The organism is Streptomyces sp. NPDC059009 (assembly GCF_042740175.1).
GTDB lineage: Bacteria > Actinomycetota > Actinomycetes > Streptomycetales > Streptomycetaceae > Streptomyces.
In genome coordinates, this window is sequence record NZ_JBHYJB010000072.1 from 15,986 (window position 1) to 33,067 (window position 17,082).

A 17,082-nucleotide genomic window follows, 5' to 3' on the forward strand; every position below is an offset into this window, starting at 1 on the left:
GGAGGTCCGTGACAGGATCCCGCCCGTGATGACCACAGCAGCCACTCCCGACACCGCCGTGCGCGCAGCCTTGCGCGCGGCGGGCGGTCGGCGCGGGCTGCAAGTGGTGCTGCTGCTCGCCGGATTGCTGGCGCTCGGCTTCCTCTTCGGGGAGCGGGCGCAGGCGGCGGAGGGCGACCCCGTACCGGTTGACGCCCCGCTGCGCGCGGCAGTCGAACCGGTCACGTCGGTTGAGCCGGTCACGTCGGTCGAGTCGGCCAAGCCGACCAAGTCGGTCGAGTCGGTCGAGTCGGTCGAGCCGACCAAGCCGGTTGAGTCGGTCGAGCCGGTGAAGGCCGTCAAGCCCGTTGAGGCGGTCAAGCCGGTCGTGCGGCAGGTGGAGCGCCCGGCGCGCACGGCCGTGCACGAGGTCGTGGACAGGGTCGGCGGCATCGCCGACGCCAGGCCGCCGAAGCTGCCGTTGCCCGATGCCGGGCTGCCCGGCGACGACTCCGGCGGCGCCCCCGAGGGCCGGTCGCCCGAGGCCGAGCCCGCTCGGCACCCGGACCAGCAGGACAAGGACCGCCGTACGACCGGTGCCGACCGGCAGGAGCAGCAGGAGCTGCACGCGTCCGGCGCGCCGTTCGGGCCGCGGGCCGACTCCTCGTACGAGAACGGCCTCGGGCCGACGAGCGACCGTGGCGCCGAACGCTCGGACCGCCGCGCCGACGAAGGGCTCCGTGGCCCCGCCGGCGGGCTTCCGCAGGCTCCTCTTCCCCGCGTCCCGGGGGAGGGCGTCGCCAACCAGTCGGTGGGCGACGCGAATTCATCGCGCCACGGCGATCTGCACGCCGCCGCGTTCGGCGACCGGGCAGCGGTCCGGCTCGCCTCCGGCCCTGTCCGCGCATCCGAAGGCACACCGACCCGCGACAGACACCGGGACATTCCCGAATTCCCTGGCTAGGGCAGCCCGTTCCCCGCTCGTGACCTGCCGCGCGGGGGCGGAACAGGTCTGCCCGCCGTCCGGACGCACCCGACCTTCTTGGTCCTGAACGTCCCGACGGAACACCAGAGTTCGAGAGTTCGAAGGATCTGACGCAAGCATGAACAAGAACATCCGCCGTTCCATCGTCATAGCCGCCGGTGTCACCAGTGCGTGGGCGCTCGGTTCGGCCGTGGCCAGCGCGGACGAGCTGCCCGCGCACTCCGTCTCCGTCCCCGACGTCTCCGTCCCCGACGCCTCCGACGTCGCCGTCCCGGACCAGGCCGCCGACACGGTCGCTGACGTCCAGGGCAAGGCGTCCGGTGTCACGGACGGCTCCGCCGTGGACCAGGTCAAGAAGACCGCGACGGGCGCGGTCGGCAAGGCCACCGGTGCCGCCAAGGGAGTTGACGGGGTCGAGGGCGTGAAGGGCGCCGCCGGGAAGGCCACGGGCAAGGCCACGTCGACGGTCGGCGACGTCGCCAAGAAGGCCAAGGCGGCCGACGTCTCCGTGCCGGAGACGGGCACCCTGCCCGACGCCGGTTCCCTCCCGCAGGCGGGCACCCTCCCCTCCGTCCCGGAAACCGGCACCCTCCCCGAGGCGGACACCCTCCCCGCCGCCGACATCGACTACCTCTTCGGCCCCCTGTCGGCCTTCGCGCCGCACCTTCAGGAGACCGTCGCCCAGGTGCAGGACCAGGCCCCGGGCCAGGTCCAGGGCGCTGTCCAGTCGGTGTCGCCGGTCGTCGGCCAGACCACCGACTCGGTGCTCCCGCCCGTCGCGGGCACCGCGGTCGACGGCGTCGTCCCGGTCGCCGGGCAGGCCGTCGGGGACGCCGGATACCTGGCGCAGGGCGTGTCCGGCGACGTGCAGCCGTTCGCCCAGGGTGTGGTCGCCGACGTGCAGCCGTTCGCCCAGGGCGTGGTCGCCGACGTGCAGCCCTTCGCGCAGGACCTGACGGGCACCGTCACCTCCGACGCCCAGACCCTCGCCGGAAACGCGGTCACCGGGGTCCAGGGCGTGGGCGGCTCGGTCACCCCCGGCTACCTGCCGACGTACAACGGCTGAACCACAAACCCACAAACCCACGGGTCCACGGGTCCACGGATTCACTGAACCGCTGACCGGCCGCTGATCGGCCGATCGCGGGAGCAAACGGGCAGTCCCTGTCGTCCTCCCCTGCGACAGGGGCTGCCCTTTCCGGCCAGGACGGCGTGGTTGTGACCGTCATCACCGCGCAAATGTGATCTGCGATTTAGGGACCTACGTCCCACGGCGATAACCTGCGAGACGGACATGCCGCGTCCACGGACACCGTGTACGCCTCCCTTGTGACAGCGCAGTCACGTTGCCCTCCGCGGCACGCCCACGCAGACAACGAACCGCGATATCACTGAAAAGGGACGGACGCGCGTGGACCTGTTCGAGTACCAGGCGAGGGACCTCTTCGCCAAGCACGGTGTACCGGTGCTGGCCGGTGAAGTCATCGACACGCCTGAGGCGGCCCGCGAGGCGACCGAGCGGCTGGGCGGCAAGTCCGTCGTCAAGGCGCAGGTGAAGGTCGGCGGCCGCGGCAAGGCCGGCGGCGTGAAGCTGGCGGCGAACCCGGACGAGGCCGTCGCTCGCGCGACGGACATCCTCGGCATGGACATCAAGGGCCACACGGTCCACAAGGTGATGATCGCCGAGCTGTCCCCGGAGATCGAGGCGGAGTACTACGTCTCCTACCTCCTCGACCGCACCAACCGCACCTTCCTGGCCATGGCCTCGGTGCAGGGCGGCATGGACATCGAGGAGGTCGCGGAGAAGACCCCCGAGGCCCTCGCGAAGGTCCCGGTCAACGCCGTCGAGGGCGTGAACATCGAGAAGGCCCGCGAGATCGTGGCCCAGGCGAAGTTCCCGGCCGACGTGGCCGAGGGCGTGGCCGAGGCCATGGTGACCCTGTGGGACACCTTCGTCGCCGAGGACGCGCTCCTCGTCGAGGTCAACCCGCTGGTGAAGACCAAGGACGGTCGCATCCTGGCCCTGGACGGCAAGGTCTCGCTCGACGAGAACGCCGACTTCCGCCAGCCCGAGCACGAGGCGCTCGAGGACAAGGCCGCAGCCAACCCGCTCGAGGCTGCCGCCAAGGCCAAGAACCTCAACTACGTGAAGCTGGACGGCGAGGTCGGCATCATCGGCAACGGCGCCGGGCTCGTCATGAGCACCCTGGACGTCGTCGCGTACGCCGGTGAGAACCACGGCGGCGTGAAGCCCGCCAACTTCCTCGACATCGGCGGCGGCGCCTCGGCCGAGGTCATGGCGAACGGCCTGGAGATCATCCTCGGCGACTCGGACGTCAAGTCCGTCTTCGTCAACGTCTTCGGCGGCATCACCGCGTGCGACGAGGTCGCCAACGGCATCGTGCAGGCCCTCGAGCTGCTCGCCTCCAAGGGCGAGAAGGTCGAGAAGCCCCTCGTCGTCCGCCTCGACGGCAACAACGCCGAGCTGGGTCGCAAGATCCTCTCCGACGCCAACCACCCGCTGGTGCAGCGCGTGGACACCATGGACGGCGCGGCCGACAAGGCCGCCGAGCTCGCGGCCGCGAAGTAAGGGACGAGGGACAGAACAGCCATGGCTATCTTCCTCAACAAGGACAGCAAGGTCATCGTCCAGGGCATGACCGGTGCCACGGGCATGAAGCACACCAAGCTCATGCTGGGTGACGGCACGAACATCGTCGGCGGCGTGAACCCGCGCAAGGCGGGCACCGAGGTCGACTTCGACGGCACGTCCGTCCCGGTCTTCGGCACCGTCGCCGAGGCCATGGAGAAGACGGGCGCCAACGTTTCCGTCCTCTTCGTGCCGCCGGCCTTCTCCAAGGCCGCCGTCGTCGAGGCCATCGACGCGGAGATCCCCCTCGCCGTCGTCATCACCGAGGGCATCGCCGTCCACGACTCCGCCGCCTTCTGGGCGTACGCGCAGTCGAAGGGCAACAAGACCCGCATCATCGGCCCGAACTGCCCGGGCCTGATCACGCCGGGTCAGTCCAACGCGGGCATCATCCCGGGCGACATCACGAAGCCGGGCCGCATCGGCCTGGTCTCGAAGTCCGGCACGCTCACGTACCAGATGATGTACGAGCTGCGCGACATCGGCTTCTCGTCGGCCGTCGGCATCGGTGGCGACCCGGTCATCGGCACGACGCACATCGACGCCCTCGCGGCGTTCGAGGCCGACCCCGACACCGACCTGATCGTGATGATCGGTGAGATCGGCGGCGACGCCGAGGAGCGTGCGGCGGACTTCATCAAGGCGAACGTGACGAAGCCGGTCGTCGGCTACGTCGCGGGCTTCACGGCGCCCGAGGGCAAGACGATGGGCCACGCCGGTGCCATCGTCTCCGGCTCCTCCGGCACCGCTGCCGCGAAGAAGGAGGCCCTCGAGGCCGCCGGCGTGAAGGTCGGCAAGACGCCGACCGAGACGGCGAAGCTGGCGCGCGCGATTCTCGCGGGCTGACCTGGCTTTACGGCTGTACGGCTGTACGGCTGTACGTCAAAGCGGGCCGCACCTTTGCTGGTGCGGCCCGCTTTGCGTTGCCCGCTCGGCTGCGGGTGGGTGGGCGTGGTGCGCATGGTCGCCCGGCGACGGGGGTGCCGCTGCGCCCACCCGTGCCGCCCTGCGGCACGACTGCCCGCAGCGGCGGGGCGGCTGCTCGCAGCGGTGGGGCGGCTGCTTGCAGCGGTGGGGCGGCTGCTTGCAGCGGTGGGGCGGCTGCTTGCAGCGGTGGGGCGGCTGCTCGCAGCGGTGGGGCGGCTGCTTGCAGCGGCGGGGCGGCTGGCCGCAGCGGTGGGGCGGCTGCTTGCAGCGGCGGGACGGCTGCTTGCAGCGGTGGGGCGGCTGCTTGCAGCGGTGGGGCGGCTGCTCGCAGGGCGGGGGCGGGGGCGTGGCTGCTCGCGGGGCGCGTGGTTACTCCGGTTTCGGGGCCAATCTCTCTGGCCCGCTGGTCAGTTCAGCCCTCAGTTTCTTGTGGAGGTCCTTCTCCTCCTGGGACAAGTGGCCCGGGCCCATCCGGGCCGGGATGCCGCTGATGGCCTTGCCGGGGGACTGGGGCGGTTCGTAGTGGTTGGGGGCCGTTCTCAGGGTGAGGGCGGTCGCGCCGATGATCACGACCGTGAAGGCGATGGCAGCCCGGGTCCAGAAGCGGGCCCGGTTCTCGCTGCCCGTGCGCACCAGTTCGGCCTTCGGTGCCGCGAGGCGCTCCCCCTCGCCGAGGGCGCCGAGCCGCTGGTGCAGCACCTCGGGCTCGCTCAGTTCGGGCAGCTTCGCGGCGATCGTCTCCCGCGCGTGCAGCAGCCGCCCCGCCGCCGCCGGGGTGCTCGCCTCCGTCTCCGCCGCCGTCTCCGGCAGGTCGAGGCCGACGCCGTCGTACAGCAGCAGGGTGCGGCGCTGCGCGGGCGGCAGGCTCATCAGGACGTCGAGGAAGGCGCGGTCCGCGGCCTCGGCGGGCGGTGCCTCCTGCTCCCGCCGCCCGGGCCGGAAGCGGTGCCAGGGAGACATCGCGTACTCGTACGCGGCCGCCCGCACCCAGCCCGCCGGGTCCCGGTCGACGGCGACCTCGGGCCAGCGCTGCCAGGCGAGCTGGAACGCGCGCTCCACGGATTCGAGCGCGAGGGCGCGCTTCCCGGTGAGCAGATACGTCTGCCGTACGAGGGCGGGGGCACACCGCGTGCACAGGGCGTCGAAGGCCCCGGCCGGGGTGAGCTCGGAGGGGGCCGGAGCCTCCGCTGCCGCCTCCGTGGGCCGCGGTGCCGGTGTGGGGTCGGCGAGCTTGAGCGTGCCAACTGCCACCGGGGTACGGCGTGTTGGTGCGGGCCGTGACCTCGCGGCGCGCTTGGCCGCGGGCTTCGGTCCGCGCCGGGCGGCCGCCGAGTGCTTGCCCGGCGGCATGGGCTTGGGCGGCCCGGGCTTCGGCGGCCCCGGCTTCGGGGGAGCGGGTTTCGGGGGAGCGGGCTTGGGCGGCTCCGGCCCCGACTCCGGCTCCGACCCAGACTCCGGTCCCGACTCCGGCTCCGGCGACAGCTCTGGCCCCGACTCCGGCTCCTGCCGCGATGAAGTCGGCGTGACGGCAGCCGGCTTCGGCGGATCGGGATTCGGCGGAGCGGGATTCGGGGGAGCGGGCTTCGGCGGGCCCGGCTTGGGCGGCCCCGGCTTGGGCGGCGCGGGCTTCGGCCGGACCGGCTCGGGCGGTGGCGCCGAAGCCGCCGTCCGGCCCGCCTCCTGGTCCGCGGCGATCGCGGCGAGCAGCCTCGCGTACGTCTCGCGCTTGCGGCCGCGCGGGTTGGTGCGGCCGGTTTCCCAGGAGCGTACGGTCTCGCGGGTGACGCCCACCTTCGTCGCGAGGTCCGCCTGGCTGAGGGAGGCGGACTCACGCAGCCTGCGGCGTTCCTTGGGGGACGGCAGCGGGGCGGGAGGGCTCTTTGTCATGCAGGACGCTCCGCACTCTCCGCGCTGTGGGCCACCGGCACCGTCACCGTCGCACCAAAAATGTACATAAACGTATATTGAGCGACACGTCCGGTATCCGCCTGTTAGGCAAGGAAAGCGCGTGTCGTTGGGAGCATGGCCGGGTGACCCAGATGATCGTGGCGGCCCGCGACCGCTCACCCGGACTCGGCACCTGCGTCGTCGGCGGGGCCATCGCGGCGGGGCTCGGGCTCGGCTCGTCCGCCGTCCTCGTGATGGTGCTGTGGATCAGCTCCCCCTACCCCGACAGCGGACCCGGCGGCGCCCTGCACGTCGCGGCCGCCCTCTGGCTGCTCGCCCACGGCGCCGAGCTGATCAGGACGGACACGCTCTCCGGGGTGCCCGCGCCGATCGGTCTCACGCCGCTGCTCCTGGTGGCGCTGCCCGGCTGGCTGGTGCACCGGGCGGCGCGCGACGCGGCCGATCCGGCGCAGCGCGCGCTGCCCGCGCGGACCGTGTGGTGCGGGGTCGCCGGGGGCTATCTGCTGGTCGGCGCGGCCGCCACGCTCTATGCGTCGGGCGGTGAGCTGCGGCCCTCGTGCGTCAGCGCCGCCGTGCAGCTGCCGGTGCTCGCCGTGGGGGCGACGGCCGTGGGGATCTGGTCCGCGCACGGCCGCCCGCACGGTCCGGTGCCCGCCGTCGTCGAGCGCGTGGTCGGCGCCCTGCCCGACGCCGTGCGCGCGCACTTCGACCGGCCGCGCCTGGTGGCCGCCGGGCGGGCCGGGGCGGCCGGGGCCGCCGTGCTCGTGGGCGGCGGCGCGCTGCTCGCCGGGGTGTCCCTGATCGTGCACGCGGGGCCGGTGCGGGCGTCGTTCCTGCAGCTCACCGGGGTGTGGTCGGGCCGGTTCGCGGTGCTGCTCCTTGCGCTCGCGCTGGTGCCGAACGCGGCGGTGTGGGGCGCGGCGTACGGGCTCGGGCCCGGGTTCGCGCTCGGTGCCGGGCGGATGGCGGGGCCGCTGTCGGTGGCGTCGGTGCCGCTGCTGCCCCCCTTCCCGCTGCTCGCGGCGGTGCCGGACGCGGGCAGCGGATCGCCGCTGACCTGGGCGGCCGGGGCGGTGCCCGTGGTGGCCGGTGCCGTGCTCGCCTGGTTCACGGTGGGGGCGGCGGCCCCGGTCCTCGGGGAGCGGGACGAGGCGTGGTCGCGCGGCCGGACGGCGGTGACGGCGGCGTACGCGGCGCTGGTCTGCGGAGTGCTGCTCGCGGCCCTGGCGGCGCTCGCGGGCGGTGCGCTCGGGGTCGGGCGGCTCACGGAGTTCGGGCCGGTGTGGTGGCAGACCGGGGCGGCGGCCCTGGGCTGGGGGCTGCTCGTCGGGGTGCCGGGGGCGGTGGGGCTGCGCGCCTGGCGGGTGCGGGAGCGGCGGGGCGCCGCCGACGGTGCCGGGTGGTTCCGGGGGCGGCTGTGGCCGTGGGTGAGGCGGCCCTGGGCGCGGGTGTCCCTGCCGGCGGTCCGGGTGCCGGGTCTGCGACTGCCGGGCGTACGCCTGCCGAAGGCGCCCCGGCTGCCCCGGGCGGGGTGGTTCCGGCGTGCGGAGCGGCCCGTCGAGGCGGCGCCGCCCGTGGGGGTGCCGGAGTCCTTCTTCGAGCCGTACGACTTCTCGTCGGAGCCGTCCGAGCAGTCCGCGGCGTCCGTGTGGTCACCGGAGGGCTGGCACGACGACGCCGCCCGGCGGGCGCGCTGGGCGGCGCTCAAAGACGCGGGTGCCCCGCCCGGCGGAGCGGCGCCCCCTGCGAGTGAGGGGCCTCAACTTCCGCCGGACAGGGCCTAGTTGTCGCTGCAGCCGTCGTCCTTGCTGCAGCCGTCGTCCTCGCTCTAGCCGTCGTCCTCGGTCAGCAGCGGCCGCAGCTGCTTCGGGAGCTTGCTCTCGCAGGACTGCTTGGCCTCGTGGGTGAGGGCGTCGTCCACACACGTGTAGTAGTCCTGGTAGACCAGCTGTGCCGTGAACGTGGCGAGGACCATCAGGAGCGCCAGGGCCGCCGTGACCAGGCCGCTGACCGCGGCCGTCACCTGCGGCCGGCCGCCGCTCGGAGCCGGGGCCGGGGCGGGCGCCGCCCCGGCCACCGCGCCGGCCCCCGCCGCGCCCCCTGCTCCCGCCGCACCCGCCGCTGCCGTACGGGGCTTCGCCCGCAGGGAGCTGATGGCCCAGTACAGGCCGAGGGCGCCGAGCAGCAGGGCCAGGTAGCGCCAGCCGAACAGGGCGAAGAAGAAGGCCCACATCCCGGAGAGCAGGGCGTAGCGCGCGCGGCGCTGGGCCGGGTCCGTCGGGTCCCAGCGCAGCCCGCCGCCGTTCCCGCCGTTCCCGCCGCCCTGGCCCTCGGGGCCGGGGCCGCCCTGGCCTCCGTTCCCGCTGCCGGGGCGGTCGCCGAAGCCGCCGTTGGAACGGCCCGGCTGCTGGTCGCTCCACTGGCTGCCCCACGGCGACGAGCCGCCGCTCTGCCCGCCGTCCGCGCCCTGGCCGTTGCCGGGGCGGGGCTGCCAGGGCTGGTCGGGGGTGCCCTCCGGCGGGGGCGCGAAGGGGTTGTCGTCCTGGCCCGAACCCGGTGAGCCCGAACCCGGAGAGCCCGTGCCCCGGGATCCCGGCTCCTGGGAATCGGAGTCCTGCGGTGGCGTCGAAGGGCGGCTGCGGTCCGGCATCAGGTGTGCGTCTTCCCCTTGGTATGGCCCGTGATGAGGCTTGCTGGGCGGATCGGGCGTGGTTCGGGCGTCTTCCCCCAGACGCTACCTGCCGGCCGCGCCACCGTCCCGTGAGGGGCCGTTCCGTGTGCCGGTATCGTTGCTGACGGTCGGCCGCTTCGTAGAGTTCCCCGTATCCGGGGATGCGAAGCCTTTGTACGACCGCACAAAGAAGCAACCCGAGAAAGGGCCCCGCCGTGGCCGAAGCCAGGCCCAAGCCGCCCACGCCGCCCAAGCGCCTTGTCGTGCTGGTCTCCGGATCCGGCACGAACCTGCAGGCACTTCTTGACGGGATCGCTGCGCAGGGCGCGGCGGGATACGGGGCCGAGGTCGTCGCCGTCGGCGCCGACCGCGACGGCATCGCAGGTCTGGAGCGGGCCGAGCGCGCCGGGCTCCCCACCTTCGTGTGCCGGGTGAAGGACCACGCCTCGCGCGAGGAGTGGGACCGGGCGCTCGCCGAGGCCACCGAGGCGTACGCGCCGGACCTCGTCGTCTCGGCCGGGTTCATGAAGATCGTGGGGAAGGAATTCCTCGCGCGGTTCGGCGGGCGGTTCGTGAACACGCACCCCGCCCTGCTGCCCAGTTTTCCGGGGGCCCACGGCGTGCGCGACGCGCTCGCGTACGGCGCGAAGGTCACCGGATGCACCGTCCACTTCGTCGACGACGGCGTCGACACCGGCCCGATCATCGCCCAGGGCGTGGTCGAGGTCCGGGACGCGGACGACGAGAGCGCTCTGCACGAGCGCATCAAGGAAGTCGAGCGCACGCTGCTCGTCGAAGTCGTGGGGCGCCTGGCCCGCAACGGCTTCTCGATCGAGGGACGAAAGGTAGTCATCCCGTGACCGCGGAAAACACCGCCGGAAGCAACAAGCGGCCCCTTCGCCGGGCACTCGTCAGCGTCTACGACAAGACCGGGCTCGAAGAGCTCGCGCGCGGGCTGCACGAGGCGGGCGTCGAGCTCGTCTCGACCGGTTCGACCGCCGCGAAGATCGCCGCCGCCGGGGTGCCGGTCACCAAGGTCGAGGAGCTCACAGGGTTCCCCGAGTGCCTGGACGGCCGGGTCAAGACGCTGCACCCGAAGGTGCACGCCGGCATCCTCGCCGACCTGCGCCTGGAGGATCACCAGAAGCAGCTGGCCGACCTCGGCGTGAAGCCGTTCGACCTGGTGGTCGTGAACCTCTACCCCTTCAAGGAGACCGTCGCCTCCGGCGCGAGCCCCGACGAGTGCGTGGAGCAGATCGACATCGGCGGGCCGTCGATGGTGCGCGCCGCGGCCAAGAACCACCCCTCCGTGGCCGTGGTGACCAGTCCCGCGCGGTACGCCGACGTGCTCGCCGCCGCGAAGGAGGGCGGCTTCGACCTGGCCACCCGCAAGCGGCTCGCCGCCGAGGCGTTCCAGCACACCGCCTCGTACGACGTCGCGGTCGCCGCCTGGTTCGCGGACGACTATGCCGCCGCCGACGACAGCGGCCTCCCCGACTTCCTGGGGGCCACGTACGAGCGCGCCAACGTCCTGCGCTACGGCGAGAACCCGCACCAGGGCGCCGCCCTCTACGTCGACGGTACGGGCGGCCTGGCCGAGGCCGAGCAGCTGCACGGCAAGGAGATGTCGTACAACAACTACACGGACACGGACGCCGCGCGCCGTGCCGCGTACGACCACGACGACCCCTGTGTCGCGATCATCAAGCACGCCAACCCCTGCGGCATCGCGATCGCCGGGAACGTCGCCGAGGCGCACCGCAAGGCGCACGCCTGCGACCCGCTGTCCGCGTTCGGCGGTGTCATCGCCGTGAACCGGCCGGTCTCCAAGGAGATGGCGGAGCAGGTCGCCGAGATCTTCACCGAGGTCATCGTCGCGCCCGACTACGAGGACGGCGCTCTCGAGGTCCTCACCAAGAAGAAGAACATCCGCGTGCTGCGCGCCCACCGGGCGCCGTCGAACGCCGTCGAGGTCAAGCCGATCGACGGCGGCGCGCTCCTCCAGGTCACCGACCGGCTCCAGGCCGACGGCGACAACCCCGCGAACTGGACGCTCGCCACGGGCGACGCCCTGAACGAGGGCGAGCTCGCCGAGCTGGCCTTCGCCTGGAAGGCGTCGCGGGCCGTGAAGAGCAATGCGATCCTGCTCGCCAAGGACGGGGCCTCCGTCGGCGTCGGCATGGGGCAGGTCAACCGCGTCGACTCCGCGAAGCTCGCCGTCGAGCGCGCGGGCGAGGAGCGGGCGCGCGGCTCCTACGCCGCGTCCGACGCGTTCTTCCCCTTCCCCGACGGCCTGGAGATCCTGACCGCCGCGGGCGTCAAGGCCGTGGTCCAGCCCGGCGGTTCGGTCCGCGACGAGCTGGTGGTCGAGGCCGCGAAGAAGGCGGGCGTGACGATGTACTTCACCGGGACGCGGCACTTCTTCCACTGAGTCGCCTCGATCGAGTCGCCTCGATTCCACTGCGTCACCCCGATACGCACGAGCGGGCCGTGCCCTCCCCCGAGGGAGCACGGCCCGCTTCTGCGGGATGGATCAGCAGGGGCGCAGCGAGTAGACCGGGCCCCAGTCGGCGCGGCCCTCTTCGTACGCCGTCGAGGACCAGCGCTCGGAGCCGTCCTGGTTGTAGAAGCGGGCGACGGTGCCCGGCGTCTGGTTGTTGATGAACGGGCCCTCGCCGACCCAGTTCTGGACGGTCCAGGTCTGGCACTTGTAGAAGTCGAAGTTGGTGCCGTTGACCGTCATGCACAGGTGGCCGTAGTCGCAGGCCAGCTTGGCCTTCGAGTTCTTGCCGCTCGGGTCGACGGTGACGTCGAGGCCCTTGTACGCGACCTTGGTGGCGGAGACCTGCTTGCCGCCCGGGTGGCCGGCGAGGACCTTGTCGACGCGCTGCTGGAGCTTGGTGGCCTGGGAGCCCGAGAGCCCGGAGGCGAGGGCCTCGGCGCGGAAGTCGGACTTGGCCGGGGCGGCGGCGCTCGCCGCGACCGCCGTGCCCGCGAACAGGGCGGTGGCCGCGGAGACGGTCACGGCCAGCTTCATGGTCTTCATGGTTCCCCCGTCGTGCTGGTGGTTGAGTCGAGTGGTGCCGTCCCCGGTCGGTGGGGACGGCATCATCGTCGGGGGACGCCGCGGCGAGCGGTACCTCGTATCTCCTAGGGTCCTCAACTCGCCGGTGGCGTGTACTCCTTGAGATAGTGCCCGATCTTGTCGGCGTAGCCGCGGAACCGCGCGGGGACGCCGCCCTCCTCGTTCACCACCGTGACGGAGGAGTGGTAGCCGGTGGCGATGAACTCGCCCCTGCTGCCCTTGAGCCGGTCGGGCCCGTACAGCTGGCGGGCGATGTCACAGGTGTAGCGGCCGACCGCCGGGATCGACATCTTCGGCGGGAAGGGGGGCTTCAAATCCTTGATCTTCGCGGGGCGTTGGCCGCTGGGCAGCCAGTACCACAGCACCCTCGGGGTCCAGCGGGCGATGCCGTACTCGCCCTCGCCCCTGCTGCCCGGCTCGGACAGGTCCGGGTCGAAGTCGCTCTCCACCTTGAGGATGGCGGCGATGACGGCCGGGGTGAGGTCCTTCTCGTCGCAGCCATGCGCGGAGTCGACGATCAGCTTCCGGTACGCGACGGGGATGCCCTTGTCCGTACGGAGTTCGGCGGCGCCGTAGCGCGCGGGGTCGGCGGGCTTGTCGTCGCCGTCGTCGCGGATCACGTACATGGAGGTGCTGACCGTGAGCAGGGCCGCCACGGCGCACGCGCTCAGGACCGCCGGGTGGATCCGGCGGGGCCGCAGCCGGGGCAGCTTCGGCGAGGGCTCCGTCCCCGCGGCCGCCTCGACGCGGCGCAGCAGGTCGGCCGAGTCGGTGCCGGAGCGGGCGGCGCGCTCCTCGTGGGTGCGGGCCAGGCAGTCCGTGACGATCTCCCGCCATTCCTCGGGGAGTTCGGGGGACAGGCGCAGCTCGTCCTCGCCGCGGGCGTAGCGGACGGCGGCGTCCCTGCGGGCCGCCGGGGTGCCGCCGGGCAGTGGGAAGGTGCGGGTGAGGACCTGGTGGGCGAGGACGCCGAAGGCCCAGACGTCGGCGGTCGGGCGGATCCGCTGGCCGCGCTCGCCGATCTCCGACCAGAGGAGCTCGGGCGGGGTGTAGTCGGGGGTGGAGAAGGCGGGCGAGTAGGCGTGGGTGCCCTCCATCTCGGCGGCCATGTTGAAGTCGGCGAGGCGGGCCGAACCGTCCGCCATCAGCAGGACGTTGCCCGGCTTCAGGTCGCCGTGCACCCAGCCCGCGTGGTGCAGCTGGTGCAGGCCCTCGCAGATCTGCGCGAGCAGCGCGGGCCCGGCGGGCTCCGGAAGCGCGAGGAGCTGGGCGAGCGAGCCCTCCGCCTCTTCGAGTACGAGGACGGTGGCGCCGTCGAGCGCGGGGGTGTCCGGGTCGTCGACCGTCAGCGTCTCGTACAGCCTGATCAGCCGCGGGCTGCTGAGGCGGCGCAGCAACTCGACCTCGCGCTCGGCGAGTTCGCGCAGATGGCTGAGCTGGCGCGGGGTGCGCAGGCCGGTGGGCAGGAACTTCAGGGCGGCGTTGGTGGGGCTGCCGTCCTCCGTGGGACCCTCGCGGCGGGCGGCGTAGACGCTGCCGAAGCCGCCGGTGGCCAGGGGTTCGCGGACCGTCCAGGAGCCGACGCGGTAGCCCCGTGGCACCTGGACGGCATACGGGGATCCGTCGGTCATCCGCGCACCCCGCCGCGGCTCGCGGCCCGGGTGGAGAGCACCACCAGGTCGTCCTCCCGCACCAGGTCGAAGCGGAGCGCGAGGGAGACCAGGGCCTCCTTCTTGCCGTTGAGGCGCGGGCCCGCGTCGGCCTCGTCCGGGCCCGGCTTGAGGCGCAGCTTGACCGCCAGGTAGTCGATGTTCCACTGCACGGCCGCGCGGTTCGCCGACGGCCAGCCGGGGCGCAGCCGCTCCACGACCTGCTCGACGGTGGGCAGCGGGGCGTGCGGGGCGCCGCGCAGCCGGGGCTCGCAGAGCGCAGCGAGGACCGCGAAGTACCGCTTGGTGCGGTCGAGCGAGAACGCGGGCCGCGTCGTCGCCCCCTCCGGTCCCGAGCCGGTGCGCAGCACGTCGTGGCGGGGCGCCCACACCTCGAAGTGCAGCAGGTCGCCCCCGGCGGGCAGCACGACCCGGGAGAACTCGAAGGGCACGGGGGCGTCCACCCGGCCCGGGCCCACCTTGATGTGCTCGCCCGCGCCTTCCGGGTTCTCGACCACGTACGTCTGGTGCGAACTGAGATTGGTCAGGATCCAGAACGCGCCCTGCGCGGTGATCTCCCCGGCGGTGCGGGAGACGCCTTCGTGGTCGATCGCCAGGTCGTTGGCCGCCGGGGATCTGCCGAAGGTGAGGCGCTCGCCCGGGGCGAGCCGCAGTTGGTCGGGGCCGCTGTGGTCGGGGCCACCGCTGTCGTGGCCCTCCGCTAACGCCTGTGGTGGCACAACGATGATGCTGTACAAGGTCCGTTCCCCCTCAAGCACCGATGAGATCAGCGTAGAGGAACGTAAGCCGGGCCGCGGCCCCCCGAACGGGGGGCGCACGGCCCTCGTGTGTGTGAACTCCGTGAAGAGTCCGCCGAGTTGAGGCTTGCGCGTCAGTACTGCGGCTGGTTCCGCTTGAACCACTGGGCGCTGGCGCGCTTGGCGGCGAAGACGATGAGCAGGATCGACACGGCGATGATGACCAGGCCGATGCCCCACGCGGCGATCATGAAGAGGCCGGTGACGATCGCGAACGAGCCGTAGACGATGGAGCAGACCCGCACCCCGTTGCCGCCCTTGGCGTACTGGAGCAGCAGCACCAGGCCGAGGACGGCGAAGACGGCGGCGAGGCCCAGGAAGAAGACGACGACTCCCTTGCCGATGTCGGCGAACTTCTCGACGTCGGCGTCGCCGGAGACCCCGGCGTCGTCCATGGTCTTGTCCCACTCGGACAGCGCGATCCCGTAGAGCACCGCGATGGCCACGTGGGCGAGGACGATCACGCCGAGCATGATCTGTGCGGCGCGCGTGATGCCCGGCATCACGTTCGACACATAGCCGCCGCCGTAGGGCTGCTGGGTCAGCGGCGGGGCAGCCGGGTAGTTGCCGTAGGCGGGCGGGGCCGGCTGCTGCTGGGGATAGCCGTAGCCGGGGTTGCCCTGGGGCTGCTGGGGCGGCTGCCCGTAAGGGTTGTTCGGGTCGCCGAAACTCATGGCGTCTTCCTCCGTCGAATGTGCACAGTGCAGGGGACGACGGGGCAAGCGGAGGAAGGTCTGGCCCAGAGAAAGATGCGGTCCGCCCCCCGACAGCTGCCCGCGGCACTGTGTCGCACATGGTTCTTCAGCCGTGGCGCATTTGTCCAGCCGCATGCCCTATGCGTTGTGCAAGTGCAACATGCCTGATCAGCGTGGACCCGGTGGCGGGTGAGGGCGCGGGGGACTGATTGGAACAAGGGCCGCACCATCCGCGAAGATGTACCCATGACCGCCCAGATTCTCGATGGCAAGGCCACCGCAGCAGCGATCAAGTCCGATCTGACCGCCCGCGTGGCGGCCCTCAAGGAGAAGGGCGTGACGCCGGGCCTCGGCACCGTCCTGGTCGGCGACGACCCCGGCAGCCACAAGTACGTCGCGGGCAAGCACCGCGACTGCGCCCAGGTCGGCATCGCCTCCATCCAGCGCGAACTGCCCGCGACGGCCACTCAGGAAGAGATCGAGGCCGTCGTCCGCGAGCTCAACGAGGACCCGGAGTGCACCGGCTACATCGTCCAGCTGCCGCTCCCCAAGGGCATCGACGAGAACCGGATCCTGGAGCTGATGGACCCGGACAAGGACGCCGACGGACTGCACCCGATGAACCTCGGCCGCCTCGTCCTGAACGAGCCGGCGCCGCTGCCCTGCACGCCGAACGGCGTCCTGACGCTGCTGCGCCAGTACGGCGTCGAGATCAAGGGCGCCGAGGTCGTGGTCGTCGGCCGCGGCGTCACCATCGGGCGCCCGATGCCGCTGCTGCTCACCCGCAAGTCGGAGAACGCGACGGTCACGCAGTGCCACACCGGCACCCGCGACCTGGCCGCGCACCTGAAGCGGGCCGACATCATCGTGGCCGCCGCGGGCGTGCCGCACCTGATCAAGGCCGAGGACGTGAAGCCGGGCGCCGCGATCCTGGACGTCGGTGTCTCGCGCGACGAGAGCGGCAAGATCGTCGGCGATGTGCACCCGGGCGCGTACGAGGTCGCCGGGTGGATCTCGCCGAACCCGGGCGGCGTGGGCCCCATGACCCGCGCCCAGCTCCTCGTCAATGTGGTGGAGGCGGCCGAGCGGGCCGCCGACGCCGCCGCGGGCTGAACCGGAAGGGGCGGAGCCGATGAGCGTAGAAGGCGAGCCGGACGCCAAGGGAGCGGTCAGCGCTCCCAGCCCCGGCGGGCGGCCGAAGAAGTCCTCGCGGCGCTTCCCGCGGGTCACGCGCGACACCGCACGGCCCGAGGGCGGCGGTCGCGCGGCCCCCGGGGACGCGCCCGCACCGGCCCGGCAGTGGCCGCTGCTCACCGTGGTCTCGGCCGTCGGCCTCGGCCTGCTCCTGACCGCGCTCGACGTGTTCCGCTTCGGCACCATACTGATCGGCCTCGCGCTGATCGCGGGCGCCGTCATGCGCTGGGTGCTGCCCAGCGTGGGCATGCTCGCGGTCCGTTCGCGCTTCACGGACATGGTCACGTACGCGGTGCTGGGCGTCGCCATCGTGCTGCTCGCGATGATGGCGCAGCCGCACCCGTGGCTGGAGATCCCGTTCCTCGACGACACCCTGCACTACACGATCAGCAGCTGACCGGGCCCCGCCCCGGTCATGTGACGGCGGCCCGCTCTCCCTCGGGGGAGGCGGGCCCCCCGGGCACCCGGGCCAGGGGCGGGGGGGGCGCCGCCCCCCCACCAAACAATGGGCGTGGGGGCGG

The 17,082-nt window shown here is 72.7% G+C and carries 15 protein-coding genes; 9 read left to right on the forward strand and 6 right to left on the reverse strand.

The features are described 5' to 3' along the window. Positions 1-28 precede the first annotated feature (28 nt). From ACFWYM_RS43115 to sucD, 4 genes are all read left to right on the forward strand, one after another. Entirely contained in the window at positions 29-943 is a 915-nt protein-coding gene (locus ACFWYM_RS43115) for a hypothetical protein (RefSeq protein WP_384850734.1), read from the forward strand. Positions 944-1,082: 139 nt separating this feature from the next. Further along, positions 1,083-2,030, forward strand: a complete 948-nt coding sequence (locus ACFWYM_RS43120) for a hypothetical protein (protein WP_384850737.1) — start codon at positions 1,083-1,085, stop codon at positions 2,028-2,030. 345 nt (positions 2,031-2,375) lie between these two features. Beyond that, on the forward strand, positions 2,376-3,554 hold the full coding sequence (sucC, locus tag ACFWYM_RS43125; protein WP_384850740.1) for an ADP-forming succinate--CoA ligase subunit beta: 1,179 nt from the start codon (positions 2,376-2,378) through the stop codon (positions 3,552-3,554). 21 nt (positions 3,555-3,575) lie between these two features. Next, on the forward strand, positions 3,576-4,460 hold the full coding sequence (gene sucD / locus ACFWYM_RS43130) for a succinate--CoA ligase subunit alpha (protein ID WP_384850743.1): 885 nt from the start codon (positions 3,576-3,578) through the stop codon (positions 4,458-4,460). Between the two features lie 450 nt (positions 4,461-4,910). Here the strand turns inward: sucD and ACFWYM_RS43135 are convergent, their stop codons facing one another. Further along, the gene (locus ACFWYM_RS43135; RefSeq protein WP_384850746.1) at positions 4,911-6,428 is read right to left on the reverse strand and encodes a helix-turn-helix domain-containing protein; all 1,518 of its coding nucleotides are present in this window, start codon (positions 6,426-6,428) and stop codon (positions 4,911-4,913) included. A 152-nt stretch (positions 6,429-6,580) separates the two neighbouring features. Here ACFWYM_RS43135 and ACFWYM_RS43140 point away from each other — a divergent pair, with 152 nt between their 5' ends. Further along, the gene (locus tag ACFWYM_RS43140) at positions 6,581-8,233 is read left to right on the forward strand and encodes a DUF6350 family protein (protein ID WP_384850778.1); all 1,653 of its coding nucleotides are present in this window, start codon (positions 6,581-6,583) and stop codon (positions 8,231-8,233) included. A 44-nt stretch (positions 8,234-8,277) separates the two neighbouring features. On the opposite strand, the gene ACFWYM_RS43145 is transcribed toward ACFWYM_RS43140, so the two are convergent. Further along, positions 8,278-9,099, reverse strand: a complete 822-nt coding sequence (locus ACFWYM_RS43145; protein WP_384850749.1) for a hypothetical protein — start codon at positions 9,097-9,099, stop codon at positions 8,278-8,280. A 182-nt stretch (positions 9,100-9,281) separates the two neighbouring features. Between ACFWYM_RS43145 and purN the strand changes: the two genes are divergently transcribed. Then, positions 9,282-9,980, forward strand: a complete 699-nt coding sequence (gene purN, locus ACFWYM_RS43150) for a phosphoribosylglycinamide formyltransferase (RefSeq protein ID WP_384850752.1) — start codon at positions 9,282-9,284, stop codon at positions 9,978-9,980. Continuing rightward, positions 9,977-11,551, forward strand: coding sequence for a bifunctional phosphoribosylaminoimidazolecarboxamide formyltransferase/IMP cyclohydrolase (gene purH, locus ACFWYM_RS43155; protein WP_384850755.1), 1,575 nt, complete (start codon positions 9,977-9,979; stop codon positions 11,549-11,551). Before purN ends, purH begins: the two co-directional genes overlap by 4 nt. A 102-nt stretch (positions 11,552-11,653) precedes the next feature. Here purH and ACFWYM_RS43160 read toward each other — a convergent pair whose 3' ends face one another. From ACFWYM_RS43160 to ACFWYM_RS43175, 4 genes are all read right to left on the reverse strand, one after another. Beyond that, positions 11,654-12,166, reverse strand: coding sequence for a hypothetical protein (locus ACFWYM_RS43160; protein ID WP_384850758.1), 513 nt, complete (start codon positions 12,164-12,166; stop codon positions 11,654-11,656). Positions 12,167-12,279: 113 nt separating this feature from the next. Beyond that, on the reverse strand, positions 12,280-13,836 hold the full coding sequence (locus ACFWYM_RS43165) for a protein kinase (RefSeq protein ID WP_384850760.1): 1,557 nt from the start codon (positions 13,834-13,836) through the stop codon (positions 12,280-12,282). Further along, positions 13,833-14,612 (reverse strand): FHA domain-containing protein, encoded by a 780-nt coding sequence (locus ACFWYM_RS43170; RefSeq protein ID WP_384850763.1) that lies wholly within the window; start codon positions 14,610-14,612, stop codon positions 13,833-13,835. The genes ACFWYM_RS43165 and ACFWYM_RS43170 overlap by 4 nt, the downstream gene beginning before the upstream one ends. 134 nt (positions 14,613-14,746) lie before the next feature. Further along, positions 14,747-15,346, reverse strand: coding sequence for a hypothetical protein (locus tag ACFWYM_RS43175; RefSeq protein WP_384850766.1), 600 nt, complete (start codon positions 15,344-15,346; stop codon positions 14,747-14,749). 267 nt (positions 15,347-15,613) lie between these two features. On the opposite strand from ACFWYM_RS43175, the gene ACFWYM_RS43180 reads away from it, so the two are divergent. After that, complete coding sequence (locus ACFWYM_RS43180) at positions 15,614-16,480, forward strand: bifunctional methylenetetrahydrofolate dehydrogenase/methenyltetrahydrofolate cyclohydrolase (RefSeq protein ID WP_384850769.1); 867 nt, start codon at positions 15,614-15,616, stop codon at positions 16,478-16,480. Between the two features lie 19 nt (positions 16,481-16,499). Then, positions 16,500-16,958 (forward strand): DUF3017 domain-containing protein, encoded by a 459-nt coding sequence (locus tag ACFWYM_RS43185; RefSeq protein WP_384850772.1) that lies wholly within the window; start codon positions 16,500-16,502, stop codon positions 16,956-16,958. The last annotated feature ends 124 nt before the right edge of the window (positions 16,959-17,082 follow it).